The sequence below is a fragment of the Bartonella sp. AP40SXNS genome, from assembly GCF_042195825.1.
GTDB lineage: Bacteria > Pseudomonadota > Alphaproteobacteria > Rhizobiales > Rhizobiaceae > Bartonella.
Genome location: NZ_JBHIPB010000002.1, coordinates 294,865 through 321,263 on the forward strand (window position 1 = coordinate 294,865; position 26,399 = coordinate 321,263).

Sequence of the window (26,399 nt, forward strand, 5' to 3'; positions counted from 1 at the left end):
TTAAAGTCTTTAACACAATCATTGTATTGTATTCGATTATAGGATTTTAATACCATTCTTTATTCATCTAGCTTACTGTATTTATATATCTTTTTTAATATGAGGGATGCGTAAATAAAAGTTGGGGAATAGAATTTCGCAATAGCCTCTACAAAAAGCATACTTCATGGAGTGTTTCTAACATTTCTTTGAAATCTGCTAACGCCCCTTAAAATAAGACATCTAAAAGTAGCATAAATGCAACAACAGTTTCATGTTGCAACGGATTAGAAGGTTTGATTGTAAAATTCTTTCGACAAAGATAGGCTTCTTTTTTAACAGAGAAGCTTTTTCTTGATCTAAAGCATAGAGTTCTATGATTTTCTCTTCCATGCCTACTGGAACAGATTTTCTACCAATTTCTACAGAAGATAAAAATGACACAGATAAACCTAATTTATCAACTATATTTGAAAGACGTTCTGAATGATCAATGCGAAGTTTTCATAAAATTTTGCCAAAGAAAGTGTATCCCTTCAATTTATCTTTATACAATTAATAACCTTTTGTAATAGATACTCAAAGCTTCTGAAAATATCTTATTGTAATGGCCAAACCCACATAAGCATTGGAACAGCAATAATAACGATCAACACCGCCAATGGAGCACCCAAACGTGGATAATCACTAAAACGGTATCCTCCTGGCGCCATCACGAGCATATTGCTTTGATGTCCGATAGGTGTAAGGAATTCACAACCTGCACCGATTGCAACAGCCATTAAAAAAGCTTCAGGCTTATAATGGAGAGAATGAGCAAAACTTGACGCAATTGGTGCTACCATCATCACTGTTGCTGCATTATTCAAAAATGGCGTAACCAACATAGCTGTCACCAACATAAGCGCTAAAGCACCGGATGGCGGGAAAAATATTGCCAATTGGCTCAGCCATTGACCAATGAGCTCCGTACATCCTGTTTTCTCTAACGCTTCACTCACTGGAATAAGAGCCGCTAATAGTACTAATATTGGACCATCTAATGCCTGATACAAATCACGCGCTGGCAAAACACGAAAGATCACCATTGCAGCAGCAGCAGAAAAGAAAGAAAAAGCGACTGGAACAATATGAAAAGCTGTAAAAATAATTGCTATAAATAAAACAGCTAAAGAGATGAAACCATGTCGTAAATTTCCAAACACAATATTTCGTTTTGCTAGGGGTAAGCATTTCAATTCCCTTAACAAATTTGGAATAACTGCATCCTGTCCTTGCAAAACAATCACATCTCCAAGATGGAAAATAATATCATCAAGTCTTCCCCGCACCCTTTCATGCTGACGACTTAACGCAAGCAAATTTACATTATAGCGATCAAATAAGGAAAACTCTTTCGCACTAATACCGATAAGAGGTGAATTATGGGTAATGACGGCTTCAATAATATCAATATCACTGTCCTTATCACCTGCAGCAATAGTTCGCCCTTTAGAAAACTCTAAACGAGCAGAGTTCATCACGCTATCTAACCCTGTATGTGATCCTTCCAGCAAAATAATATCATTTTCAGACAAAACAAAATCTGGTAATGGTGAAATAGATACTTTGTTTCTGATGATTTGAATCACCATAACATCACCACTTGATGGCTTAACCAAATCAACAATATTTTTTCCCACAATCGGTGAATTTATTGGAATATGCACTTCTGCAACATAATTACGAATATCAATGGCATCATCAAACGATACACCTGAACGCACACGCACAGGCAAAAGCCAATAAAAAAGAACCAAATATAAAACACCAGCCGTCGCAATAACCGCACCAACTGGTGTAAAATCAAACATCGTAAAAGGTGTTCCTGCTAAGCGTTCTTGCATCGCTGAAATAACAACATTGGGAGATGTTCCTATCTGTGTCATAAGCCCCCCCAATAAAGAACCAAAGGCCATGGGCATCAAAAAGACAGAAGGAGAAACCTGAGAACGACGAGCAAACTGAAAAGCTATCGGAAGCATAATAGCCAAAGCACCAATGTTTTTAACGAACATTGATAACACGACAACAGAAATAACCAAAAAAGCTAATTGAAGACGCACCGATTTCACATCTGGCCATACCCGTTGAATAATAAATTCCATTATACCAGAGCGCGATACGGCTGTACTGACAACAAACACACTCCCCACGATAATAACGATATCATTACTAAAACCGCTAAAAGCTTCCTTCGGACTGACAAGACCAAGAGCACAAGCTATTAATAACGTACAAATAGCAACAAGATCATAACGAAATCGATCCCAAATAAAAACAACCATCATGAGACCAATGATCGAAAAAGCCATTATTTGATTTTCTGTCATAACACTTACCTCTCCCCATTAAATTATAATGAACAAGAACATATTTTTTATGTTTTAAATATTCCTATAAACAGCAGCAAGATAAAAGCAGACATCGAAATATTTTAGGATAATTTTAAAGTGATAAAAAATTATGATGCGCATAAACTTGCCTCTCCTTATTATGCGTGCTTTTCTATAAAGTGCTGAACCCAAAGAAAATTGATAAAAGTTGATAAAGCTATATTGCAAAAAAGATGAGAATAACTCTAATATAGAGCGTAGATAATTGTTGAAACTGGTACACGCTATATTTAAACCTTTGTCGTTGCTTAAAAGAATTTATCTTCACTCTCAATTCAAAGAGTGATAAAAATGAAAGAAGAAAGAATGGTCAATCTTAATAGTGGGTATCAAAGTAACCTCAGATATTGGCTCACTTGCATTATTGGATTTGTTGCTATCTTGGCAATTATAATGGTTGGTGGATTTTATATTGCAAAACCCTATCTTGACAGTTTTGTAAGAAAAGAAATAGCCCGTCATTCCATAAAAGCCGAAACATCTGAAGTAAGCATTCTAGGTAAAATCAATTTGAAGAATGTGACAATACCTGTTCCAGCTGGTACATCACTTAAAATTGGTGCCATTTCTGCCCGTCCTCCTCTTTCCTTTATTCCTGGAACTTTCACACTCTATAATGTTGATTTAAAGCATAATAATATTCATGTGCAAATTCCCCAAATTTCTCTTCGAAGTGTATCTTTAAAAGAAAAAGATAGAACGATAACATCACGTCTTTTACAATCAATGATGCGTATTGAGCTTTCCTCAATTATTGCTCCCAATATACAACTTTCTATAGAAAATAAAAATAAGCAAATAGAAACGGTTGAAGTCAATAATTTCCAGCTTTCTGATTTTAGAAATGGCCATATCCGTTCAGTTAGTATCAAAAGTATGGATCTTAAAACAGTTGCAGTCAATGGTGCCAAACAGATGCAGATTATGGCTAAAAGTGATACAATAAAAGCCCATGACATCGACATCAACTACGCCTATTCTATCATCTTTGGAAAAAACAATACTCTCAATCAAGGTAAAACCGTTACTGGTCCCATTGCTCTGAATAATATAAGCGTTGATATTTTTGAAGAAGCAGAAAAAAACAGCTCTTTCTTTCTCCAACAGTTTAAAACATCTGGTTTAAAGATGAAGCCACTTGAACAAACTCCTGAAAAATTGATCAAAGCTTATCTTAATGCAAAAAAAGAGAATAATAAAACCGCTGAAAAAATAGCACAAAATGGTCTACTTCTAAACATATTGCTCGCCATTACCTCAGCCGATGCCAAAGTTGATAACGTCACCGTTGATATACCACAGTTGAAAGCAACACTCGAATCATTCCAATTCAAACCAAGCTTGTGGAAACAACCTATCCCTAAAAAACTTTTTCTTTCCCTCAATAACCTTTCCGTTTTACCTAAAAAAATGAATGAAAAAGACTTAGAACTCTTCAAAAATTTGAACTTTGAGCGCTTTAATATTTCAGGAAAAATTGATATTTCTTATGATGAAAAAAAACGTATGCTCCTTCTTGATGCAATGTCTTTCGATATGAAAGACGTTGGATCTGGGTACATATCAGCCAAGGTTATTGATGTTGATGAAAAGCTTTTTTCTGGTCAGAAAAATGTAATGATTGCTGCTTCTCAAGACCTTGGCATCAATGAAATCGATCTACAATATAAGGATGCAGGTTTCATTGATAAGCTTTTTTCTTATCTTGCGCAAACTCTTAATGACAGCAAACATGATCTTAAAAAGGAACTCTATGACGATTTCTATCTAATGATGACGCAGACCCCTAACATTCTGTTAAAAAATCATGACGAAGCAGAAAAAATTTCAAAATCCTTAGGTGAATTTGCTAAAAATCCGCAAACATTGAGTGTTAAAATTAAAGCAAAAGATAATAAAGGGCTCACAATAATTGATCTCGAATCTGCTTTACAAAATGATCTATCCAAGGCTTTAAGCAAAGTAGATCTCACTATTAAAAATGAAGCATCGCCTTGAACATTTTGTGCTTTAAACATGATGATCTTGTCTATAAATTAAGAACTTTATTCCTCTTTTTGCTTTTATATGATACAGAAGGCTTCACACAGAGTCATTTACATAAGAGAATATAGAATTATAAAATTGTCGATACTTGGAGTTGTTCATGTCTGATTTATCTTCAAATCGCTTGCCTAATCGCGCTTCTCGTGTCACCAATCAAGCGCTTTCTGCTATCGAGCGTTTTCTCCATATTGAAGCTCTTAGTGGTATTGTTCTTTTATTAGCTGCTGCTTCTGCACTCATTTTTGCCAATTCTAAATATGCTGATCTCTATGAATCTTTTTGGCATACACCTCTTGGTTTTAATTTGGGGCACTTCACTCTTTCATGGGATTTGCATTTTTGGGTTAATGATGCCCTTATGACTATTTTTTTTCTCGTTGCAGGAATGGAAATCCGACGCGAGATTCATGAAGGTGCTCTTTCCGATTTTAAACAAGCAATCTTACCAATTGTTGCTGCAATAGGGGGCGTTTGTTTCCCTGCAATTATTTATTTTATCTTCAACTTTAATGATGGGCATATACATGGTTGGGCCGTACCAACAGCAACAGATATTGCCTTTGCTCTCGGTATTCTTGCTCTTCTTGGAAAAAAAATTCCTTCTAATCTTCATATCATTCTTCTATCACTCGCAATTATTGATGATATTATAGCTGTTCTTATTATTGCTTTTTTCTACTCAACAAACATTGATCTTAGTGGTTTAATGATTGCAGGAGCTGGTATTGCTCTAGTGCTATTCTTTCAATGGATTGGACTTGCATCAGCATGGCTTTACATTTTACCTGGTGCAATCATCTGGTGGGGTTTAATGGTAACAGGCGTTCATCCATCACTTGCTGGTGTAATTTTAGGGATGATGACTCCCGTTTTTCCTACTCGAACTCTTGTAGCGCCACTCACCACGCTCAGCAATGCTATGCAAATTCTTCAAGAAAAAAATATTAAAACAGATCTCCATCATATTTCAACCGCATTGAAAAAAATGCGCAAAGGACAGCGTGCCATAATTGCTCCAGTAACCCGTGTTCAGAAAGCATTGCATCCATGGGTTGCATACGGTGTAATGCCGATTTTTGCCTTCGCAAATGCAGGAGTAAGTTTTGCAAACTTTGACCTTTCTTCCGATAAATCATTCTTGATTGTTCTTGGTGTTGTTATTGGGCTTTTCATCGGTAAGCCGCTTGGCATTATCACTGCCAGTTATCTAGCTGTAAAATCAGGTCTATGCCGCCTCCCTCCTCATATGACATGGACAGGTATTTTACTCATTGGTTTTTTAGCAGGAATTGGCTTTACAATGTCTATCTTTGTTTCAATGCTTGCTTTTAAAAATATTATCCTTCTTGATGCTGCAAAAATTGGAGTACTTTGTGGCTCTGGTTTATCTGCTCTTATCGGTCTAGGATATGGATTTATTTATATTAAGCGCAATAAAGACGTTGCTCATAGTTCCCAATAAACTAACTAAAAATAGACTTTTATACGAGCTTTTTAAAAAGTAATTCTATTCATTTGTTGGATTTGGACAATATTGAACGTAAAAGCCGTTGTTTTACCTCATCTTTACATCTATGAAGATGTAAACTGACATCATCATACTATTTGCCAACCTCTCATGTTGCAACAACTTTTGACACTTGAGAGAATTCGTAAGAGACGTTTTTACTCCTTTCTTCAATAAAGTTTACTCACATACCAGTCCCACTTGTAGCGTATACAGAAATAATTTTAATTGATTTAATATAAAGGGATTTGTGATAGGAGAAGCGATCTTTCGTCAAAGCTATTATCCACTATGAAGAAACAATGAATTCCTATTATAAATCAATATGTTATATTTAATTATAACGAAAAAATAAGAAACAATAATTAATAGTAATGTAAATAATATATCTTCATTTGAAGCTATCATTAAGATCTTGGCTACTCAATGCACATGAATAAGGTATATTGAGTTAATCAACACAAAATAACTTTCTCACCATAATTGTGTGTATAAAAATCATAGAGAGTTGTTTCAAACACCTTAACTCCATCATCACAATTCTTACAAGCTGCTGTTTTTATAATAAAGTATATAGACGTTAATTTATTGAAATAATATAAGTTTTTTACTGCCCTTTATAGCCACAACAGTTCTTCCAACCTCACCTATCACTTATAACGTCAACATAGCAAGCAGACCCAATAATTAGTTAAGTAATCCCGTAGCTCATTTTTCCAACAAATCCATCTTTTCGTTACTGACTTTATTGTCAGTATTATCAACAGCTTTAATCCTAGCCTTCTTTAAAAAACATATTATTTTTTGGGCAAATATATTTTTAAGGATCATTTATCGTCTTATCACTCGGGTAAGAAAGCAAAATACCGGAAGGTTTCCTTATTTCAAAGCAAAAGTTGCACAATACTGGAAACTGAAAATAACCTTAGTGCGGCTCGCTTTCTCCTTTATAAGCGTAAAGATGAGTATTGATTTTTACCTTTACAACTTCATAGTCTCCCAGAGTTAAACTGTCTTCCCGTTTTCAAGATCATGAATAAGTTTAAAATGAGAGCATTTTTCTGTATTGAATAGTTCTCATTTAAGTTCAAAATATAAGTTATCCTTAATAAAAATTATTAATATATATTAAAGCTTTACGTTATTGAAACTTTGTTGAAACTAAAAAATGCTCACCCCTTATCAAGAGCATAAACAGCATGTAATGTTCTAACCGCAAGTTCAGTGTAAGCACTATCAATCAAAATAGAAATTTTAATTTCTGAGGTGGTGATTGCTTGAATATTAATACCCTTTTCAGCCAAAGCCTTAAAAGCTGTAGCAGCAACACCTGCATGGCTGCGCATTCCAATACCAATCACAGAAACCTTGGCAAGATCGCTTTCAAATTGGAGAACATCAAATCCAATTTCTTTACGATTTTTCTCAAGAAGAGCAACGGCTTTTTCTACATCTGCTGATGGTACCGTAAAAGTCATATCAGTTTTTGAGCCATCTTCAGAAATATTTTGCACAATCATATCAACATTAATGCGCTCTTCAGCCAAGGGGCCAAAAATTGCTGCCGAAATCCCTGGACGATCGGCAAGCCGACGAAGGGAAATTTGTGCTTCATCCTTAGCAAAAGCAATACCAGTAACATTTTGTTGTTCCACAATTTCATCCTCATCGCAAATAAGTGTTCCAGAAGAACTCATTGGATCCTCCATGCCTAAAGCATCAGGATCCTCAAAACTTGAACGCACAAAGGTACGAACCTTATGAACCATTGCCAATTCAACAGAACGAACCTGTAAAACTTTTGCACCGAGAGAAGCCATTTCCAGCATCTCTTCAAAAGCTACCTTTGGTAAACGACGCGCTTTCGGTTCTATACGTGGATCCGTTGTATAAACACCATCCACATCCGTATAAATATCACAGCGATCAGCTTGTACAGCCGCTGCTATAGCAACAGCACTTGTATCTGATCCCCCACGTCCTAAGGTAGAAATTCGATTATCCGGAGTTACCCCCTGAAAACCAGCAATAACAGCAACCTGACCTTCCTGAAAACGCTCTATTAAAAAAGATCCATCAATATCAGTAATACGTGCACGGCCATGCGCATTGTCTGTATGAATAGGAATTTGCCAACCAAGCCATGAACGTGCATTCACGCCCATTGTTTGAAGTGTCAAAGCCAACAAACCAGAAGTAACCTGTTCACCAGCAGCAACCACAACATCATATTCACGAACATCTCTATGTATAGGCGAAGCATCACACGTCCACTGAACAAGTTCATTGGTTTTACCAGCCATTGCAGATACGACAACGGCAACCTCATTACCTGCATCAACCTCTCTTTTGACATGCCGTGCAACATTATGAATACATTCAATGTTTGCTACAGATGTTCCACCAAATTTCATGACAATGCGCGCCATTAATAATACTCTATCTTTACATCTCTTATCTCAAACGGTAATGAGAATAAGATGCTCTATCAACTAATCATTTACTCGACATAGCGAATATCTATCATTTGTGCAAGTTTCATTATGATTATATTAATTTCTCTTGACTTTTTATAAAATCTACTTGACGTGATCATTAAAAAATAAAAGGAAAGCAAAATGATAGATAAAACGCGGACAACTATTGATCAAAGTGAAATTGATCACTTTTCACGTATTGCTACAGAATGGTGGAATCCACAAGGAAAATTTCGACCTCTTCACCAATTTAACCCAACACGCCTTGCTTACATCAGAGAAAAAATCTGTTTAGAGTTTAATCGTGATCCTGTTTCACTTACACCCTTTGAGAATTTGAAAATTCTTGATATTGGCTGTGGAGGAGGCTTGTTATGTGAACCAATGGCACGTCTTGGCGCTATGGTCGTAGGCGTTGATGCTTCACAAACGAATATTGAAGTCGCAAAAATTCATGCAACCCAAAATGATCTTTTAATTGATTACCGTACCACTACGGCAGAAGCACTCGCCAACGAAGGAGAGAAATTTGATATCATCCTTAATATGGAAGTTGTTGAACATGTCGCTGACGTTAATCTCTTCATAGAAGCTACAGCAAAAATGCTGAAACCACAAGGGTTGATGTTTGTCTCGACACTCAACCGCACATGGAAAGCATGGGGGCTTGCTATTGTAGGCGCTGAATATATCCTACGTTGGCTTCCTAAAGGAACACATGATTATAAAAAATTCCTAAAACCTCTAGAACTTAAAAATTTCTTATCACAAAATGCTCTAGCTGTCATTGATGAGATAGGTATTACTTATAACCCATTAAACGACAGCTGGAATCGCTCAAAAGACATGGACGTTAACTACCTCCTTCTCGCAAAACGGTCTTAAGAATATCTCATTTACAACTATTGTATGCCTTGTAATAAAGAATTGAGCTTTCCCTCAGCCTCTAAAGCATAAAGATCATCACAACCGCCCACGTGATAATCACCTATAAAAATTTGCGGAAATGTATTACGTCCATTTGCGCGCTGTACCATTTCTTGGCGACGGGATGTAGAAGCATCAATATCTGTATATTTTACGCCTTTTTTATCAAGTAAATCACGAGCTTTTATGCAATAAGGACAACCGGGACGTGTATAAATTATTATCTCTTTCATAATAGTTTCCTCCAATATTTTTTATAATATTCACTTCAAGTTTCTCTTAAGAAGAGGGATAAATAGAATCTTCTTTGAGGACACGCGAAAATGTTAGCACATCAACCTGTCGTGCACCTGCATCTTTTAATGCAGAGGCTGCTGCCGTAACTGTTGCACCCGTTGTAAAAACATCATCAATCAGTAAAACAGAACATCCTTTAAGGTATTTTTTAACCTTATGCGAAACCTTAAAAGCATTTTTTACGTTAAGTTTTCTCTCTCTTGAAGAAAGACTAACCTGCGGACGGGTATGCCGACAACGAACAAGCCACCCCGGTTTTAAAAGCTTTTTTTGTGATTCTGCAATATAACGTGCAAGCTCAGCAGATTGATTATAACGCCTCTCCCAAAAACGACGAAAATGCAATGGAATGGGGATAATAACATCACAATCATCAATAACCTCGCGTCCAGCAAACATCATCCACTTGGCCATAAATGATGCCAATTCTATATGATCACCATATTTTAAACGCGTTACTAAAGTTCGTGCAAGCCCCTTATGAACAATGACCGAGCGAACACGTGAAAAAGGATAAGAATTACGAAGTGCTTCACCACTGAGAAACCCCTCCCCCATATCACAAACAAAAGGAGTCCCCATAACAGGACAATAAGGTTTTGTGATAAATTGAAGTTCTTTCCAACATTCGGAGCAAATCGTACCATAAGTAGAAACATTTTGCTTACATCCAGGACAAATTGGGGGATAAAGCATTGTTTTCAAGCGTTCAATGCATTTACTTAGTATATCGTTGCTATTTAACGCCGCTTCTCGAAAGTACAACATTATAAATCTAGGCTTTTACAAGTTCCCCGTAGAACAAAAGTTCCTTTGTATTTCCTCAATTTATAATTTTAATTCCTTTAAAAACTCTTACCTTCTATAAATTTATTTTCTTTCATATTATAAACTTGACAGAGCTTGCACAAATAATGAACCTTTTCAAAATATATTCTTTCATAGAGAGAAAGTGTTCTACAATATGTCGCATCCTTTAATTTTTGATCATAACCGCATTGAACAATTCCGCAAACGCGCTTTCCAAAAAGCAAAAAAAGGATATGACTTTTTACTCTCTCACATAGCAGAAGATCTCTATAAACGTCTTAGTACTGTTGATCGCCTCTTTACATTAGCTCTCGATTTACACAGCCATACAGACCTTGCTGCGCAAGCTTTAATGAAGTCTGGAAAAGTTTGTTCCATAGAACGTATTGAAACCGATACACTTTATCAAAGCCATGATAAAAAATTTCATTTACGTCATCGAGAATTTCTTGATTTACCTCAAAGTTACTGTGACCTTATTGTTTCACTTCTTTCATTACAATTGACCAATGATACCCCTGGTGTTCTAAGCCAGATAAAAAATACTCTTAAACCAGATGGCTTATTTCTTGCTGTTATGGCAGGAGCTGGTACATTAAGAGAATTGCGCGAAAGCCTGCTGCAAGCTGAAAGTGAAATTTATGATGGAGCAAGCCCTAGGGTCTACCCTTTTGCCGACATTCGTGATGCAGGCGCTCTTTTACAGCGTGTTGGCTTTGCCCTTCCTGTAGCAGACGTTGAAGATATCACAATACGTTATAATACAATGTTTGATCTTATGCACGATCTTAAAGCTATGGGAATGCAAAATGCACACATAAATCGTTCACGACGCCCTGTATCCAAACGTTTTTTTCTCCGCGCAGCTGAAATCTATGCACAACGATTTAGTGATCCTGATGGACGTATTCGTGCACATTTTTCTTTCATCTGGCTCTCTGGTTGGGCCCCTCACCCCAATCAACAAAAACCCCTACAACCTGGTTCAGCGCAAATATCTCTTACAGATGTTTTACAATCTAAAAAAACATAACCTAAAATCATTTTTTTAAAATACTTTTATCCGTTGTTCGTAACATTTGACTGGTAATTGTTCCAGCTACCATTGAATCGCTCACGTTTAGAGCAGTACGTCCCATATCAATTAGCGGTTCAATAGAGATGAGTACAGCAACCAAAGTAACAGGAAATCCCATAATTGGTAAAACAATCAATGCAGCAAAGATAGCCCCTCCCCCCACACCAGCAACACCAATAGAACTCAACGTTACAATCCCAACAAGCGTAGCAATCCAAGTAGGATCAAGAGGATTAATACCCATAGAGGGTGCAATCATGGTCGCAAGCATCGCTGGATAAAGACCGGCACAACCATTTTGTCCAATTGTTGCCCCAAAAGAAGCTGCAAAACTCGCAATGGATTGCGGAACTCCTATCCACTGCGTTTGCGCTTCAATATTCAAAGGAATACTTGCAGCACTTGAACGACTGCTAAAAGCAAATGTTAAAACCGGTAAAACCTTTTTGAAAAAACGAAAGGGATTAATCCCAGAAATGCCAAGCAGTACACCATGAATACCAAAAATTAAGATAATACCGACATAAGAGGCAATAATAAAAACCAGTAAATTTAAAATATCTGAAATACGTGATATCGCTCCTACTTTCGTCATAAGAGCAAAAATACCATAAGGCGTCAAAGCAATCACTATACGGACCAACCGCATAATCCAAGCTTGTGCCACTTGAATAAATAAAAGCGCGTTTTCTCCTTTTTCTGGCTCATCTTTCTTTAAAAGAAGAACCGCTGCACCTAAAAATGACGCAAAAATCACAACACTGATAATTGACGTACGTTTAGCTCCACTCAATTCAGCAAATGGATTTTTAGGAATCATAGACAAAATCATCTTTGGTATATTCATATCTCCAAGTTGAGAAATATGACCTTCAAGAATAGCAGAAACATTTTGCCCTTCATGCACCAAACCATTTGCTGTTAATCCAAAGAAATTAACCACAAGCACGCCAACCAATGCTGAAAGAGCCGTTGTAAAAAGCAATATTGAAATTGTTATTATACTCATCTTTCCAACAGCATAAACAGAATGTAAATGAGCAACCGCTGAAACGATAGAGACAAAAACCAGTGGCATAACAATCATTTGTAACAATAAAATATAGCCTTCACCAACAATGTTAAACCATTCAACGGATTTCAATAAAGTGCCTTCACCCTCTCCATAAACAAACTGTAAAATACTACCAAAAATCAAGCCAAGGATAAGCCCTAGCATAACACGGAGTGAAAGACTCCATTGCATTCTCTTACTCTGAGCAATCCACAATAAAAAAATAACAAATAGAAATAAATTGATAAAAAAATTAAATGTCATTGTCTATGCCCAGTCTATATCCACTATTGTTTATGATTGATGTAAATAACATACATACCTCAAAATCAATGCATGATATTTGAAAGTTAAAGTATAAAACTTACAAGGTTTTTACAAAACCATTATTTTTCAATTTATAGATTAAAAGAGAATTTTTTATCTACTAATAAATGTTTAAAGAAAATAAATAAAATTATTTTCCTATTATTTAAATTTATACTCTCATTAAATAATTTAAAAAGAGAAATATAAACAGCACTCATAGCATCTTAATACTGAATAACTCCAACATATCTTATCACTCTAAATGCCCTTATCACTCTCTTTTGCTCTTTGAATTGAAAAGAGCTTTCCAAACAATGGTTAATTAATAATCGAACATTCATAACTTTTCTGAAAAATACAAGATCAAGCCACTCTTGCCAATTTTATGGACGGCACTCTCAACAATTTTGATCAGCACTTCAAATATAATTATTTTATGGATAACACCTTTTACACATTCTTTCTCTGCTCTCAATGGAAGCTTTTTTGTTTTTCGAAATTCTCTTTATAGACATAAAAATATGCCCTCTCAATAACAAAAAAATCTCAAATGTGAAGACTTCGAAAACCACAATACCTATAAAATGCAATACAACTAATAATATAAAACATTACTCAACACACCCTAAAACACAATACCAACAAAAATACCATATATCCTGTTGATATAACAAAACTAAATGATATCAATCGTCATCATAGACGTATTTAATATCGGTCTATTTATTGAAGATAAGGAGTTAAATTACTCATGAAGCGTACCATAACATTTATTGTTGTATCTTCTCTATTGATACTTTTGTTTGCTGTATTAATATCATTTGGATATACTAAAGTGAACGATTTGAATCCGTACAATGAACTTTATCAGTCAAAACCATAAAGACTTAGAATATCGTGAAAAAAAGGAAATAGCAAAAGAAGTTATAAAAGTCTTTCAAAGTAAGACAAAACCTGTTACATCTGTAGAATATGATAAGGTATGATTTTAAAAATATTTAATAGAACTACAAATTGAACCTCCACAATTGGATATTTTAAAGCATTATCACACAATACTTGCCTTTTGTGGACGTTTTGCTGTTGTTTGGCAAATAATCCAAAGATGAAGATCTGCTCACTAATCAAATACAATACTCATTTGATTCATTGAAAAAAGATGTTTTTCTCGCAAAACTTGCAGAAGACTTTCATGATCTGATGGCTGAATATGGAAAAAAATTTCTAGATTCTCCAACTCCCATTAACCGAAAAGAACAAATTATGCGTCCAGAAAAAATAATAACATGTCATTTCCTTACCCGTTTTAAAAATACAGCTATTGTCTGCATAATGACAGTGTAATTATATCGTATAATGATAAAAAAAGGGATAAGAATCCTTATAAGATCTGGCTAATAAAAAATGGAAGCAACAAAAAGTTAAGCAGCCCACTCTATGTTTAGCGAACAAAATAAGTATTTGCAGCTTACCTGTACAACAACTAAATTTTTGTATTTTGTTCCACATAAAAAATACTTCATATTCATATAAACATCGTATATTGAATGATAATAATTTAATATTGGATAAGATTATTAAACACAAATAATATTTTTATTCCTTTATTAAAAAGTGAAAAATATTGTTTTCAGACTTATTCATAAGCGTGATGAGCCAAGTGGATAAAAATATTTGATAACAAGCTAAATATATCTCTTATGATCCATCTCTAAGATAAACATACAAGATTGAGGTTACGGAAATATCGTGACAGTATTAATCTGGATATAAAAATAACAGGGACTAAGAGATCTTTGTATTGTATCATTTACGAGACAATGTGTGAAAGCAAGGGGAAATATTCTTTCTAAGATAAGTGAGTGAATGAGCCACCACAGTGATATGCATTTTTAAAAAAGTACAAAATGTCTTTGCCTCAAATTTAATAAGCACATTCTAAAAATACAGGTTCTACAGACTCATTCCAAATAGAATAGTAATAGGACAACAATTTTTCAGCATCTGTTTGCCCCATTGCAACAACCTCTTCTAAAGGATTAAGAAAATTTGTTTCATCAAAACCATTCGCATCATACTGTTTGCGATTTTTTAGGCCCTTGCGTGCAATAGCAAGGGCTTGACGAGCTAATTCTAACAGAATGGTTTGACGAAAAGGAGTTTTTAACCCCTCTTTTGGAACGCGTTGGCGCAACTCTAAAACTTCTTCAAAACACCAATCTTTTGTCAAAGCCTCCGCCTCATTAAGTGCTTCTCTATCATAAAGAAGCCCAACCCAAAAAGCTGACAACGCACAAATACGCTTCCAAGAACCACAATCCGCTCCTCTCATTTCTAAAAATCTTTTTAAGCGGACTTCAGGAAATAACGTTGATAGGTGATTAATCCAATCTCCCATATTTGGAATTGAATTTGCAACTTGTCCTTTTAATGCTCCATTCATAAACTGACGAAACGTTATGTGTGTACAATCATAATAACGACCATCCCGCACAACAAAATACATTGGAACATCAAGGGCCCATTCAACATAATCAGCAAAACCAAAGCGCTCAGAAAATATAAAAGGGAGAACCCCTGTCCTCTGATTATCCGTATTACGCCAAATTTCAGAACGCCAAGATAAAAAGCCATTCGGACGTCCTTCTGTAAAAGGTGAGCTTGCAAATAATGCGGTCGCAATAGACTGTAACTTCATGGATACTTGCATTTTTCGCCGCATATCACTTTCAGATGAAAAATCAAGATTAACCTGAACTGTTGATGTGCGATACATCATATTAAGACCATTATACCCCACTTTAGGCATATAATCAGTCATAATCTGATAACGTGATTTAGGCATTCGCGGCGTTTCAGCTAAAGTCCACTTTGGACTAGCTCCAAGACCTAAAAAACCTATACCTAATGGTTCTGCAATTTTTTTGAGAAGAGTTAAATGCTCCATCAACTCGTAATATGTATGGCTTACTGATTTTAATGGTGCACCAGATAATTCAAATTGTCCCCCAGGTTCCAAAGAAATGGCTCCCTGATCAACTGATCCTACGAGCCCAATAATATTCTCTTCATCTAAAATAGGTTTCCATCCTAAGGCGCTTTGCATCCTCTCTAAAAGCGCTCGGATTCCCCTCTCTCCTTCATAAGGAACAGGAAGAAAACCATCTCTATAAAACGGAAATTTTTCATGTTCTGTACCAATACGCCAATCACCTTCTGGTTTATACCCCCCTTGGAAATAGCTAACCAAGGAATCTAAGTTATAAATTTCACTTTCATCGGTTATATCAAGCGCCATAACTTATCATATCCTATCATCGGTATCATCGTCTTAAATGAATTGTTTAGAATGATTTTACAGACTTCTCAATCCATTGCCCAATCCCCCACGGTAGCATTAAGAAGAGCCAAAGCAGCAACAGCGGCAGTGTCAGCGCGTAAAATACGCGGACCTAATGATATTGAAACCACAAAAGGATGTTTTTTTAAAAAGCTCCGCTCTTCTTCACTAAACCCACCTTCTGGTCCAATGAGAACACCAGGTGTTGTAACGTCACGCTTTTTAAAAGAAGGTAATGGATTATGCGATTTATGCTCTTCATCACAAAAGAATAAAGGCTGTGTCTCATCCCACTGTGCTAAAAGTTCTGCTAATGATAGAGCAGATACGCATTCAGGAAGAGATAAAATTCCACACTGTTCAGAAGCTTCAATAACATTGGCTTCCATACGCGCCATATTGATACGCGTAACCTGCGTATGATGCGTTATAACAGGCTGCAAAATCGATACCCCCATTTCAACAGCTTTCTGCACCATATAATCCAACCGCGCGTTTTTGAGTGGAGCAAAGCAATAAATAAGATTGGAATGCGTCGTTTGTAATCTTTCTTGATGGATAAGCTGAACCACAACAAATTTTTTCTTAACAATGATAAGTTTAGCAAGCCACTCACCATCCTGTCCATTAAAAAGTAAAATTTCTGCTCCTTCTTTCATACGCAAAACATGCACAAGATAAAAAGCTTGTGCCCCCTCTATCTTTATTTCTTCATTCAAAGCCAATGTCTGTCGAATGAATAATCTTTTAAGTTTATAATTTATGCGCATAAAAATTTTGCCAATGCTCACTATCGTCATCGAGAAAATGAAGAAAAATATATAGCAAAAAGAAAAAATTATATCTATAGAACTATAATATATTAAAGAATTATAGAGTTTTTTTAGCTTTATGAGATAATAATAGGAACTTATAGATCCTTAAGTGATTCTGCTTTCATAAAAGTTTAAATAATGCACCATTCATCTTTGAATTGGGTCATTGATGCATCCGTGGAGGAAAAAGATATGTCTGCTAAAAAAGCTACAATTATTACGATTACAACCCTCTTAGCCTTTATTTTGATTACAGTGGGAATTGGTTCTGTTGGAGCCGACGGGAAGCATACAGTTACCAAAGATGGCTATGGTATTTCTTCTGAGATTCAATAAGCACTGACCGACATCCCTTAAAAATTTAGTGTAACAAAATATTGCTAGCAACCTTCTAAGACTTGCATCAATATTATGAATCTCTTGTATTTAAAAGATTTTATAAGAAGCGTTGTTCTTCCTCTCTTCACTCATTTATCGACATACCAACCACGCTTATAACGTAGAGGACGATTTTTATGACTTTATCACGAATAGATTTAAAATGAGAGAATCTTACGATAGTGGAATTTCTTATTTAAGTCTAAAAACAACTTTAAATTGTAAACGGATGAGTTATAATTATAAAATAAAATGTTGTATAGACGAAAAACAATACTCAATCTGTATCAGTGTCTTTTGTAATTAAAAAATTACCACGATCTTGTCCTTTAGAGCTCAGAGAAAATGTAAAAGGCCATGCAAGGCTGTTAGCAAGGCATTGAACATCTTTACATAAAGTGTCTGATCTATAATTTTTTCGTAATTGTGCCTGTAGTATCAATTCATTCTGCTTCCCTTGAGAAATAGCAGTTGCAATAGCTCCCTGAATGGATAAACTCAAGTCTGCTGTGTGCATCAATGACTCTGTCACTTTCATCACACCTTCTGAAAAGCTTGTCTGGATATTCCAGTGATCAAAAGTTGTGGAAAGAGAATCATCATTTGTTAAAAGAAATTGTTGTTTGTTTGAAAGTCTTGTTTGTAATTCATTCAAATCATACCCTAATAGCCGACCAGAAGACATCTTTAATGTTAATTCACTCTGCATTTTTGTAAAAACTTCCATCCAAGAATCAGCCAGTGTCTGTATCGTTGCAGTAAAATTCGTTTTGCTTTGTATAAATGGAATAAATCCTAAAGCTTCTAGAGCTTCCTGCATATCAATAGAAGCACCTGAAATATTTCCTCCAATACGCACTTTCTGTCCAACTGGCGTAACTTCAATATTACTTTGAATGGATCCACCCCAAATATTCGCATGCCCAAGATCAAAAATACCATGCCCATTTTTTATTTGTATTGCAGCAGCTAAATTTGTGAGTGAAATATTCCCTATTTTAGTTTGTGGTGCAGAAAGTCGTACATCCACCCCAATACAATCAAAATTTGTCATATCAAAAAATGAATTTTTCTTTTTGCTTGAAAAAAACATTGAGCCCAAAGTGCTAGAATCTAAGTTATCAAATGCTAAAGAGCCCATAATATTTGGTACAGAATCTTGGAAATCAAGTTCTAAAGCCCCACGTGCACTAGTTTGCCCCATCGTAAAGGTAACATTATTCATTTGGATATGCATTGGTTGCGCTAAAAAATGAGATTCCCATACAATGGGTATTTTTAATTTATGTCCCCAAAACTGATTCCCACCAATCCAAGACAATGTCTGATTCCATCCCGGAGAACGCATCGATACCTTTCCATCAAAAATATAATATTCAGATAACCGAGCCTGTCCTGTAAACGTTATTCCCCCACGCACAGAATTGAGACTTGCCTTAATCTGGCTTTTCCCTCCTGCAAGAAGCAGCAATGCTTGAGAAGCATCAATTGATAACTTTGTAAATTCTCCGCGCCAACGAGCATCTGCACGCAAGCGTACTTCCTCAGTCGATTCAGCCCAATCTAAAGTCGCATTTAATCCTGTTATTTTTTCTGCTACTCCCGAAAAACTATCGTGATACACAAGAACACCATTTTCAATAACAATCCTCCCAAAAGGTTGTTTCAAAAGATGCTCTAGCTCTGGATGTTCAGGATTATTTTTTAATATTTCACGCGCATTGCGTATTGCCAATCCTAATGCACCTTGTGAGCGAGAAAATCTATCAAAAAAATCTGCCATTGTTTCAACGGGCTTTTCCATAACAAATTGAGGACGCACAATCCGCGTCTCGGAAAAAGAAACATGTCCCCAAAGAAGATCTATTAAAGAAAGATCAACTTCTATTGATTCAGCTTCCAATAATGGCGTAACATCATCCATTTTTGATGTTAAAGTAACGCCGGAAAGAAATGCTTTAGGATAAGGGAAAAGATGTAACCGCGGTGGATCACGCAGTTGTACATTATAACCCGTCCATGCACTCAAATCCTGTGCTAAATGAATACGAATCGCATCTGTAGAGACAAGATAAGGTAAAACGAGAATCCCCACTCCAAATAAAAAGATAATTGTAATAAAAATTCCGCTCAAAAATTTTATTATTCTGATGCGCACAATATCCCTCTGCAGTTATCCCCCTATAACAGATTAAATACAAAATTAAATGATCGTTAAAAGGTTTTTTATATCCTTATAATTCGCCTTATATATTTATATCTTCATTATTTTTATTCTTTATCCAAAGTTTATTCAAACAGCAATGTTGCTGCTTCTTTATAAAGCAATTATTTAAAAGTCTTCTAAAACTATAAATCCACAACCTTATCAAACCATTCTTACCGTTATTGCTATAAAACTCTATCGTATCATTAGAAAATGCTTTACAAAAAAACAAACAGCCTTACCGAAAGGATCTCTGAATGAATAACATTATCGACGGAAAAAAACTTGCTGAAGAGATTATTGTAAAAGTTAAGGCCGAAACAACAAAGCTCCGCCGTCACTATAATATACAACCTAGCATCGCTGTTATTATCGTTGGAGATGATCCCGCAAGTCAAGTATATGTCGCCTCAAAAAATAAAAAAGCCGAAGAATGTGGGTTTCTTTCAATCAAACATATCGTTTCCAAAGAAACCCAAGAAAAAGAACTGCTACAACTTATTGCAACATTAAATTCTGATCCTAAAATTCATGGTATTTTGGTACAGCTGCCTCTCCCTGCTCATATGAATACAAATCGCATAACACAAGCCATTGCTTTCCAAAAAGATGTTGATGGTTTTCATTATATTAATGTAGGAAAACTCGCGGCAAATGCACTTGAAGATGCGATTATTCCCTGCACACCAGCTGGTGCCATGATGATGATTGAACAACAATGTGGACGAGATTTATCTGGACTTGATGCTGTCGTTGTTGGACGCTCTAATATTGTTGGAAAACCTATGGCTGCTCTTTTAACAGCAGCCAATGCCACTGTGACAATTGCCCATAGTCGCACCCGAGATCTTGATGATGTGTGTCGAAGCGCTGATATTCTAGTAGCAGCTGTAGGCCGCCCACAAATGATTAAAAAAGACTGGGTGAAAAATGGTGCAATTGTTATTGATGTCGGTATTAACCGCGTTGCTGCACCAGAAAAAGGTATAGGGAAAACACGTCTTGTTGGTGATGTCGATTTTGAAAACGTAAAAGAAAAAGCTGCTGCGATCACCCCTGTTCCAGGAGGCGTTGGACCAATGACAATTGCCATGCTTATGGTTAATACACTCAAAGCTGCTGCGCGATCACACAATCTTCCTATACCAAAATTCTAAGAATTGTAACAATTCATTTTGCATGGTTTCATTGCATATGATTTACCATTTTTACATTCGTCATGTCATAAAAACAGATGCCCCTTGATCTGCACGATTAACGGATTGACGAAACACATGAAAAAGTTCGCGTCCAACACCATGTTCATTTTTTGAAAGATCAGGAGGCGTGGTTGTTCGCGCGTTAAATTTTGCTAAATCTTCCAAAAGAGTTAATTTACCCCCATGAACATCAAGGAAAACAATGTCACCATCCTGCAAACGTGCAATGGGGCCATTATCCACTGCTTCTGGTGTCACATGGAGAGCAGCAGGAATTTTTCCTGATGCCCCTGACATACGACCATCGGTTATCAATGCTACCTTTTGACCGCGATCTTGTAAAACGCCTAAAATGGTCGTTAATTTATGAAGCTCTGGCATACCATTGGCTTTTGGTCCTTGATAGCGAATAACAGCGATAAAATCTTTATCATGCAACGCTCCAGATTTAAAAGATTTTTGTAGTTCTTCTTGATCATTAAAAACAAAGACTGGTGCTTTAATCTGCCAATACTCTGGTTTAACAGAGGAAACTTTTATAATAGCTGTTCCCAAATCTCCCGATAAAACGCGAATACCCCCTTCAGGCTGAAATGGCTTTCTCCACCCCGCTAACACCTTATAATCACCACTTTCCTTGAGAGCCGCTTCACGTACCACATGACCATCAGCAGAAAGCTTTGCTTCAATTGCATAAGCATTGAGATCTTTACCAAAAACAGTAGAAACATCTTCATGTACCAAACCTGCCTCAATAAGCTCGCGAATAATAAATCCCATCCCCCCCGCAGCATAAAAATGATTGATATCTGCTAAACCGTTAGGATAAATGCGCGCTAAAAGAGGCACAACGGATGAAATTTCTGCAATATCATGCCATGTCAATTTAATACCGCAAACAGCAGCTATAGCAATCAAATGAATCGTATGATTGGTAGAACCTCCTGTTGCATTTAATCCTACAATAGCATTCACAAAAGAACGCTCATCAATGATCATACCAAGTGGACTATAATGATCACCAAGATCTGTCATTTCAAGTACACGTTTCGTGGCTTCTTTTGTTAAAGCATCACGCAACGGTGTATTCGCATTAATAAAAGAAGCTCCCGGCATATGAAGCCCCATCATCTCCAGTATCACCTGATTAGAGTTAGCTGTTCCATAAAATGTACATGTTCCTGGTCCATGATAAGAACGTGCTTCTGATGCTAGAAGTGTTTGACGATCTATTTTATTTTCTGCGTAAAGTTGACGTATCTTCGCTTTTTCATCATTACCTTGACCACTTGTCATAGGACCAGCAGCTATAAAAATTCCTGGTAAATGACCAAATGTTAGGGCACCAATCAATAAACCTGGCACAATTTTATCACACACCCCAAGATACAATGCTGCATCAAAGACATCGTGTGATAAGCTTATAGCTGTTGCCATTGCAATTACTTCACGCGAAAAAAGGGAAAGCTCCATCCCCGCATTTCCCTGCGTAACACCATCGCACATCGCGGGAACACCACCTGCAACCTGTGCAACACCACCAACCATACGGGCCGACTCTTTAATTAAGTGAGGAAATTTTTCAAAAGGTTGATGTGCTGAAAGTATATCATTATATGCCGTGATAATGCCAATATTCCCAACGATATTTCCCTTCAAACGCTCTTTATCTATTGCACCACAAGCAGCAAAGCCATGAGCCTGATTGGCGCATCCTAAAAAACTCCGTTTGGGGCGATGAACTTGTGCTTTTGCAATACGATCTAAGTAAATTTCTCGTGTTGATCGAGAACGTTCATAAATCCTTCGTGTAACTGTGGCAATTGTCTTGGAAAGTGCCATATTTCTCTCCCCCTTTCATTGTTTCTTCCCCTCATTCATTGAGAGAGATTACGTTTTATTCACCTTGTGTCGCATATTTTGATTCACTTATTTCATTTTCTGCAGGCGACCAATAAACCTGAACGAGATGAGGGGAATTACGCAAAATTGCCCGAATAGGCATTTCTGTTTCAGCCCCATCTTGACAAGCTTCCTCAAAACAATCGCGTTTCTGAAGACCCTCGAAATGGAGAATAATGCAACGAGATTGCATAATAACTGGCAAAGTTAGTGAGAGTCTTGGCTCAACAGCACTCTTAGCATGAAGGGGTAAAACAAGTGCTTGTGTTCGTAAATCAAGCGCTTGCTTTAAACGATCAGCATCAGGAAAAAAAGAAGCCGTATGTCCATCCTCCCCCATTCCTAAAACAACAACATCAAAGGGTTTAGGCAAAGTATTAACACGACTCGCCGCTGAAAAAGCAGCAAGTTCAGCAGTAATTGCTTTATGATAAAGCCCTACAAAACGTGCTTTTGCGGCAAAATTTTGTAACAAATGACACCGTACCATATGTTCATTTGAACGTTCATCGTGTGTAGGGACAAAACGTTCATCGACCAAAGTGATAATGATCTTTTGCCAATCAATATCCGCTTTTGACAAATAATGAAAAAACAATTCTGGTGTTTTACCACCAGACACCGCTAAAACTGCTCTCTTGCGCTCAAGAACAGATACACTAAGCTCTGCGGCTACTCGATCTGCTAATGCCAAAGCTAAAGTCTGAGGGGTTTCAAAGTCTAAACGATCAATATTCATTCTATACATACTTATTGCTCTAAACTAAATTGTTCCATATACGTCCATCACGTTCTATGAGGCTCATCGAAGCAGACGGCCCCCACGAACCAGCGTTATAACTGTGAACAGGCTGTTTTATTGTTTCCCATCCCTCAATGATTGGATCAATCCAACGCCAAGCAGCCTCAACTTCATCACGACGCATAAACAGTGTTTGATCTCCACGAATAACATCCATTAATAAACGTTCATAAGCATCAGGATTACGTTCAGAAAATGCGGAAGCAAAACTCATGTCTAATGGAATGTGACGAAACCGCATACCGCCATAACTTGGATCCTTAATCATCAACCATTGTTTTACACCTTCATCAGGTTGGAGACGAATTACAAGCCGATTAGAAAAAATTTCATCTAAATCCACATTAAAAATATTATGAGGAATAGGTTTAAAAACGACAACAATTTCAGACATTCGCGTGAACATACGCTTACCTGTTCGTAAATAAAAAGGCGTATTGGCCCAGCGCCAGTTATCAATCTTAACCTTAAGCGCAACAAATGTTTCGCTCTCACTCGCTCTTCCCAGATCATCAAAATAAGACTCTACAGATATACCATTTGATAGACCAGAAAGATACTGCCCACGTACAGTATGCTGCCCTACATTATGGACATCAAGCGGTGTCAAAGAATGTAAAACTTTAAGTTTTTCATCGCGCACAGCATTAGCACTGTTGGTAAATGGTATTTCCATCGCAACCAAACAAAGTAACTGTAGCATATGGTTTTGAACCATATCGCGTAGAGCACCAGTGCTTTCATAGTATTCTGTACGCCCCTCTAACCCTAAAGATTCAGCAACGGTTATTTGAACATGATCAATATAATTGGAGTTCCATAGCGGTTCATAAAGTGTATTAACAAACCGCAATGCCATTAAATTTTGAACAGTTTCCTTCCCAAGATAATGATCAATGCGAAAGATCTGCTCTTCATTAAAGGCGCTTGCAAATACATCATTAAGTGAAATAGCTGTTTTTACATCGCAACCAATTGGTTTTTCAATGATAATCCGTGTTTGTGCTGTCACCAAATTATTTTTTCCCAACTTCATCGCAATATCAGTAAAAAGTGACGAACCAACAGCCAAATAAAAAGCTCGAATATCCGCTGAATCTTGTGACAGAAGGAGGGCTAAATCCTCCCATCCTCGGTTCGAGGAAACATCAACAGAAACATAGCTTAAACGTGCAAGAAAACGATTGAGTTCTGTTGAATTTAGATCTTTTGGATGGATATGTTTTTCTAAAGAAATGCGGATAAAATTTTGATATTCTTCACGACTTAGGGAAGTGCGCGAAACCCCAATAATACGTGTTGGCTCATTGAATTGCCCAGCACACTGACAATGATACAAAGCCGGCAAAAGCTTGCGCGACGCCAGATCACCATTGCCACCAAAAACAATACAATCAAAGGAAGAAACTGGAATAATTTTACGCACCATGAACTTGTTTATTTTCCATTCGATTATGAAATCCCATATCACTTATAAAAGCTTTCATCATTAAAGCAGACAGATACTAAATAAGCCATTAATTTTCTTCATTTCAAGCAATGTTTCCATTAAAGGCGATCCATTAAAGAAAACCAACGCATTGCTAAAAATATAAGCGGATAACGCAAAACGCGTCCCCCTGGAAAAGATGAAATCTTTAAGTCTTGGAAATAGGAAAAACGTTCATATTTTCCAGTTAACCATTCTGCGTATAATTTTCCCACGAAAGGAGCCAACATAACGCCATGTCCTGAATAACCACCACAATAAGTTATCCTTGAGAAAAGTTGGCGAACATAGGGCATGCGCTCAACTGTAATCGCTACCGTTGCTCCCCACCGATGGCTTAAATTGATAGAATGTAATTGAGGATAAATTTCAACAATTTGCCGTTTTATACGTTCATCTAAATTTAGAGGATGCTTATTATCATAACTTTCTACACCACCAAATAAGAGACGATTATCAATGCTTTTGCGAAAATAGCGAACCATAAAACGGGAATCATCAACCGATTCCCCCCCTATAAGAATTGAACTATGCTTTGGTAATGGATCCGTTGCTCCAATATAAGAGCGAATAGAAACAATATTTTTTTCAATAAAACGCTTCAGACCAAGTTTATACCCATTTGTTGCAAGTAAAACATGTTCTGCTGTTACACTGCCTTTTTCTGTTATCACTTTCCAATGGGCTTGCTTGCGCCTTATGGTCGTTACTTGTGATTTCTCATAAAGCTTAGCACCAGCATCTTGGGCTTTTTTTGCCAATCCAACAACCAATTTTAAGGGATTTATATGGCCGGTATCCGCATCATAAATACCACCACAATAAAAAAGCGATCCAAGTCGCCTAGATGTTTCAGCCCTATCCATAAAAGTAAGAGCCTGATAACCGTAACGTTGCATCACCTCAATATGCCGTTGATAAGAGAGAAGATCACGCCTTTTATGGGTCACAGAAAGTTGTCCTACTATCAAATCACACTGACAATCAGGCATCGCGCATAACGATAAAATATCTTTTTTAGCTTCTTCTGCTAAATCAAACAGAACCTTACTGCGCTCAAAACCATATTTTTTCTCTAATGTTTCTACCCACTGCCGTTGCCCCGTTCCTAATTGACCACCATTGCGCCCTGAAGCGCCATCACCAAAACGTGATGCTTCAAACAAAACAACATCCACTCCAGCTTTGGCTAAATGATAAGCAGCTGAAAGTCCCGTAAATCCACCTCCGATAATGACCACATCACACTGTCTGTATTCATCAAAACATGGATAAGAGGGGCGCTCTTTTAAAGTATCTTCATACCAAGAAATTCCTGGAGAAATTGGATTATCATCAATCGTTGTCAT

20 protein-coding genes and 1 pseudogene are annotated in these 26,399 nt (G+C 36.7%); 8 read left to right on the forward strand and 13 right to left on the reverse strand.

Annotated features, from left to right (window positions below; all coding sequences use genetic code 11):
* Window positions 1-208 precede the first annotated feature (208 nt).
* Both ACFILZ_RS02465 and ACFILZ_RS02470 read right to left on the reverse strand, forming a co-directional pair.
* A pseudogene (locus ACFILZ_RS02465) lies at window positions 209-474 on the reverse strand (XRE family transcriptional regulator).
* A gap of 104 nt (window positions 475-578) precedes the next feature.
* The gene (locus ACFILZ_RS02470; RefSeq protein ID WP_375610072.1) at window positions 579-2,351 is read right to left on the reverse strand and encodes an SLC13 family permease; all 1,773 of its coding nucleotides are present in this window, start codon (window positions 2,349-2,351) and stop codon (window positions 579-581) included.
* Between the two features lie 354 nt (window positions 2,352-2,705).
* On the opposite strand from ACFILZ_RS02470, the gene ACFILZ_RS02475 reads away from it, so the two are divergent.
* On the forward strand, window positions 2,706-4,412 hold the full coding sequence (locus tag ACFILZ_RS02475; protein ID WP_375610071.1) for a hypothetical protein: 1,707 nt from the start codon (window positions 2,706-2,708) through the stop codon (window positions 4,410-4,412).
* 148 nt (window positions 4,413-4,560) lie between these two features.
* Window positions 4,561-5,922, forward strand: coding sequence for a Na+/H+ antiporter NhaA (gene nhaA, locus ACFILZ_RS02480; RefSeq protein ID WP_375610070.1), 1,362 nt, complete (start codon window positions 4,561-4,563; stop codon window positions 5,920-5,922).
* Between the two features lie 1,217 nt (window positions 5,923-7,139).
* On the opposite strand, the gene ACFILZ_RS02485 is transcribed toward nhaA, so the two are convergent.
* A complete protein-coding gene (locus tag ACFILZ_RS02485) occupies window positions 7,140-8,396 on the reverse strand; it encodes an aspartate kinase (RefSeq protein ID WP_375606440.1) in 1,257 nt (418 codons plus the stop codon).
* 189 nt (window positions 8,397-8,585) lie between these two features.
* On the opposite strand from ACFILZ_RS02485, the gene ubiG reads away from it, so the two are divergent.
* Window positions 8,586-9,329, forward strand: a complete 744-nt coding sequence (ubiG, locus tag ACFILZ_RS02490) for a bifunctional 2-polyprenyl-6-hydroxyphenol methylase/3-demethylubiquinol 3-O-methyltransferase UbiG (protein ID WP_375609070.1) — start codon at window positions 8,586-8,588, stop codon at window positions 9,327-9,329.
* Window positions 9,330-9,346: 17 nt separating this feature from the next.
* Here the strand turns inward: ubiG and grxC are convergent, their stop codons facing one another.
* Window positions 9,347-9,604, reverse strand: a complete 258-nt coding sequence (grxC, locus tag ACFILZ_RS02495) for a glutaredoxin 3 (RefSeq protein WP_375606442.1) — start codon at window positions 9,602-9,604, stop codon at window positions 9,347-9,349.
* 46 nt (window positions 9,605-9,650) lie between these two features.
* Window positions 9,651-10,436, reverse strand: coding sequence for a ComF family protein (locus ACFILZ_RS02500; RefSeq protein WP_375606443.1), 786 nt, complete (start codon window positions 10,434-10,436; stop codon window positions 9,651-9,653).
* A 196-nt stretch (window positions 10,437-10,632) separates the two neighbouring features.
* Between ACFILZ_RS02500 and ACFILZ_RS02505 the strand changes: the two genes are divergently transcribed.
* Entirely contained in the window at window positions 10,633-11,511 is an 879-nt protein-coding gene (locus tag ACFILZ_RS02505) for a methyltransferase (protein WP_375606444.1), read from the forward strand.
* A 7-nt stretch (window positions 11,512-11,518) separates the two neighbouring features.
* Here the strand turns inward: ACFILZ_RS02505 and ACFILZ_RS02510 are convergent, their stop codons facing one another.
* Entirely contained in the window at window positions 11,519-12,874 is a 1,356-nt protein-coding gene (locus ACFILZ_RS02510) for an L-cystine transporter (protein WP_375606445.1), read from the reverse strand.
* Between the two features lie 902 nt (window positions 12,875-13,776).
* On the opposite strand from ACFILZ_RS02510, the gene ACFILZ_RS02515 reads away from it, so the two are divergent.
* Both ACFILZ_RS02515 and ACFILZ_RS02520 read left to right on the forward strand, forming a co-directional pair.
* Window positions 13,777-13,905 carry a hypothetical protein gene (locus ACFILZ_RS02515; RefSeq protein WP_375608568.1) on the forward strand — a complete coding sequence of 43 codons (129 nt, stop codon included), beginning with the start codon at window positions 13,777-13,779 and terminating at the stop codon, window positions 13,903-13,905.
* 163 nt (window positions 13,906-14,068) lie between these two features.
* Complete coding sequence (locus ACFILZ_RS02520; protein WP_375610069.1) at window positions 14,069-14,263, forward strand: hypothetical protein; 195 nt, start codon at window positions 14,069-14,071, stop codon at window positions 14,261-14,263.
* Window positions 14,264-14,843: 580 nt separating this feature from the next.
* Here ACFILZ_RS02520 and ACFILZ_RS02525 read toward each other — a convergent pair.
* Both ACFILZ_RS02525 and ACFILZ_RS02530 read right to left on the reverse strand, forming a co-directional pair.
* Window positions 14,844-16,217 carry a glutamate--cysteine ligase gene (locus ACFILZ_RS02525; RefSeq protein ID WP_375610068.1) on the reverse strand — a complete coding sequence of 458 codons (1,374 nt, stop codon included), beginning with the start codon at window positions 16,215-16,217 and terminating at the stop codon, window positions 14,844-14,846.
* Between the two features lie 68 nt (window positions 16,218-16,285).
* Window positions 16,286-17,029 (reverse strand): 16S rRNA (uracil(1498)-N(3))-methyltransferase, encoded by a 744-nt coding sequence (locus ACFILZ_RS02530; RefSeq protein WP_375610067.1) that lies wholly within the window; start codon window positions 17,027-17,029, stop codon window positions 16,286-16,288.
* A 237-nt stretch (window positions 17,030-17,266) separates the two neighbouring features.
* On the opposite strand from ACFILZ_RS02530, the gene ACFILZ_RS02535 reads away from it, so the two are divergent.
* Window positions 17,267-17,410, forward strand: coding sequence for a hypothetical protein (locus ACFILZ_RS02535; protein WP_375606448.1), 144 nt, complete (start codon window positions 17,267-17,269; stop codon window positions 17,408-17,410).
* 319 nt (window positions 17,411-17,729) lie between these two features.
* Here the strand turns inward: ACFILZ_RS02535 and ACFILZ_RS02540 are convergent, their stop codons facing one another.
* Window positions 17,730-19,610, reverse strand: a complete 1,881-nt coding sequence (locus ACFILZ_RS02540; protein ID WP_375610066.1) for an AsmA family protein — start codon at window positions 19,608-19,610, stop codon at window positions 17,730-17,732.
* 305 nt (window positions 19,611-19,915) lie between these two features.
* Here ACFILZ_RS02540 and folD point away from each other — a divergent pair, with 305 nt between their 5' ends.
* Complete coding sequence (gene folD / locus ACFILZ_RS02545) at window positions 19,916-20,815, forward strand: bifunctional methylenetetrahydrofolate dehydrogenase/methenyltetrahydrofolate cyclohydrolase FolD (protein WP_375610065.1); 900 nt, start codon at window positions 19,916-19,918, stop codon at window positions 20,813-20,815.
* Window positions 20,816-20,875: 60 nt separating this feature from the next.
* Here folD and edd read toward each other — a convergent pair whose 3' ends face one another.
* From edd to ACFILZ_RS02565, 4 genes are all read right to left on the reverse strand, one after another.
* Entirely contained in the window at window positions 20,876-22,699 is a 1,824-nt protein-coding gene (gene edd / locus ACFILZ_RS02550; RefSeq protein ID WP_375610064.1) for a phosphogluconate dehydratase, read from the reverse strand.
* A 55-nt stretch (window positions 22,700-22,754) separates the two neighbouring features.
* Window positions 22,755-23,507 carry a 6-phosphogluconolactonase gene (gene pgl, locus ACFILZ_RS02555; RefSeq protein ID WP_375610063.1) on the reverse strand — a complete coding sequence of 251 codons (753 nt, stop codon included), beginning with the start codon at window positions 23,505-23,507 and terminating at the stop codon, window positions 22,755-22,757.
* A 10-nt stretch (window positions 23,508-23,517) separates the two neighbouring features.
* Window positions 23,518-24,990, reverse strand: coding sequence for a glucose-6-phosphate dehydrogenase (zwf, locus tag ACFILZ_RS02560; RefSeq protein ID WP_375610062.1), 1,473 nt, complete (start codon window positions 24,988-24,990; stop codon window positions 23,518-23,520).
* 119 nt (window positions 24,991-25,109) lie between these two features.
* Window positions 25,110-26,399 (reverse strand): NAD(P)/FAD-dependent oxidoreductase, encoded by a 1,290-nt coding sequence (locus ACFILZ_RS02565; RefSeq protein WP_375610061.1) that lies wholly within the window; start codon window positions 26,397-26,399, stop codon window positions 25,110-25,112.

Excerpts from the sequence above, each read along its gene's own strand:
- ACFILZ_RS02470 (WP_375610072.1), bottom strand. The coding sequence starts at position 2,351 with ATGACAGAAAATCAAATAATGGCTTTTTCGATCATTGGTCTCATGATG.
- ACFILZ_RS02475 (WP_375610071.1), top strand. The coding sequence starts at position 2,706 with ATGAAAGAAGAAAGAATGGTCAATCTTAATAGTGGGTATCAAAGTAAC.
- nhaA (WP_375610070.1), top strand. The coding sequence starts at position 4,561 with ATGTCTGATTTATCTTCAAATCGCTTGCCTAATCGCGCTTCTCGTGTC.
- ACFILZ_RS02485 (WP_375606440.1), bottom strand. The coding sequence starts at position 8,396 with ATGGCGCGCATTGTCATGAAATTTGGTGGAACATCTGTAGCAAACATT.
- ubiG (WP_375609070.1), top strand. The coding sequence starts at position 8,586 with ATGATAGATAAAACGCGGACAACTATTGATCAAAGTGAAATTGATCAC.
- grxC (WP_375606442.1), bottom strand. The coding sequence starts at position 9,604 with ATGAAAGAGATAATAATTTATACACGTCCCGGTTGTCCTTATTGCATA.
- ACFILZ_RS02500 (WP_375606443.1), bottom strand. The coding sequence starts at position 10,436 with ATGTTGTACTTTCGAGAAGCGGCGTTAAATAGCAACGATATACTAAGT.
- ACFILZ_RS02505 (WP_375606444.1), top strand. The coding sequence starts at position 10,633 with ATGTCGCATCCTTTAATTTTTGATCATAACCGCATTGAACAATTCCGC.
- ACFILZ_RS02510 (WP_375606445.1), bottom strand. The coding sequence starts at position 12,874 with ATGACATTTAATTTTTTTATCAATTTATTTCTATTTGTTATTTTTTTA.
- ACFILZ_RS02515 (WP_375608568.1), top strand. The coding sequence starts at position 13,777 with ATGAACTTTATCAGTCAAAACCATAAAGACTTAGAATATCGTGAAAAA.
- ACFILZ_RS02525 (WP_375610068.1), bottom strand. The coding sequence starts at position 16,217 with ATGGCGCTTGATATAACCGATGAAAGTGAAATTTATAACTTAGATTCC.
- ACFILZ_RS02530 (WP_375610067.1), bottom strand. The coding sequence starts at position 17,029 with ATGCGCATAAATTATAAACTTAAAAGATTATTCATTCGACAGACATTG.
- ACFILZ_RS02535 (WP_375606448.1), top strand. The coding sequence starts at position 17,267 with ATGTCTGCTAAAAAAGCTACAATTATTACGATTACAACCCTCTTAGCC.
- folD (WP_375610065.1), top strand. The coding sequence starts at position 19,916 with ATGAATAACATTATCGACGGAAAAAAACTTGCTGAAGAGATTATTGTA.
- edd (WP_375610064.1), bottom strand. The coding sequence starts at position 22,699 with ATGGCACTTTCCAAGACAATTGCCACAGTTACACGAAGGATTTATGAA.
- pgl (WP_375610063.1), bottom strand. The coding sequence starts at position 23,507 with ATGTATAGAATGAATATTGATCGTTTAGACTTTGAAACCCCTCAGACT.
- zwf (WP_375610062.1), bottom strand. The coding sequence starts at position 24,990 with ATGGTGCGTAAAATTATTCCAGTTTCTTCCTTTGATTGTATTGTTTTT.
- ACFILZ_RS02565 (WP_375610061.1), bottom strand. The coding sequence starts at position 26,399 with ATGACAACGATTGATGATAATCCAATTTCTCCAGGAATTTCTTGGTAT.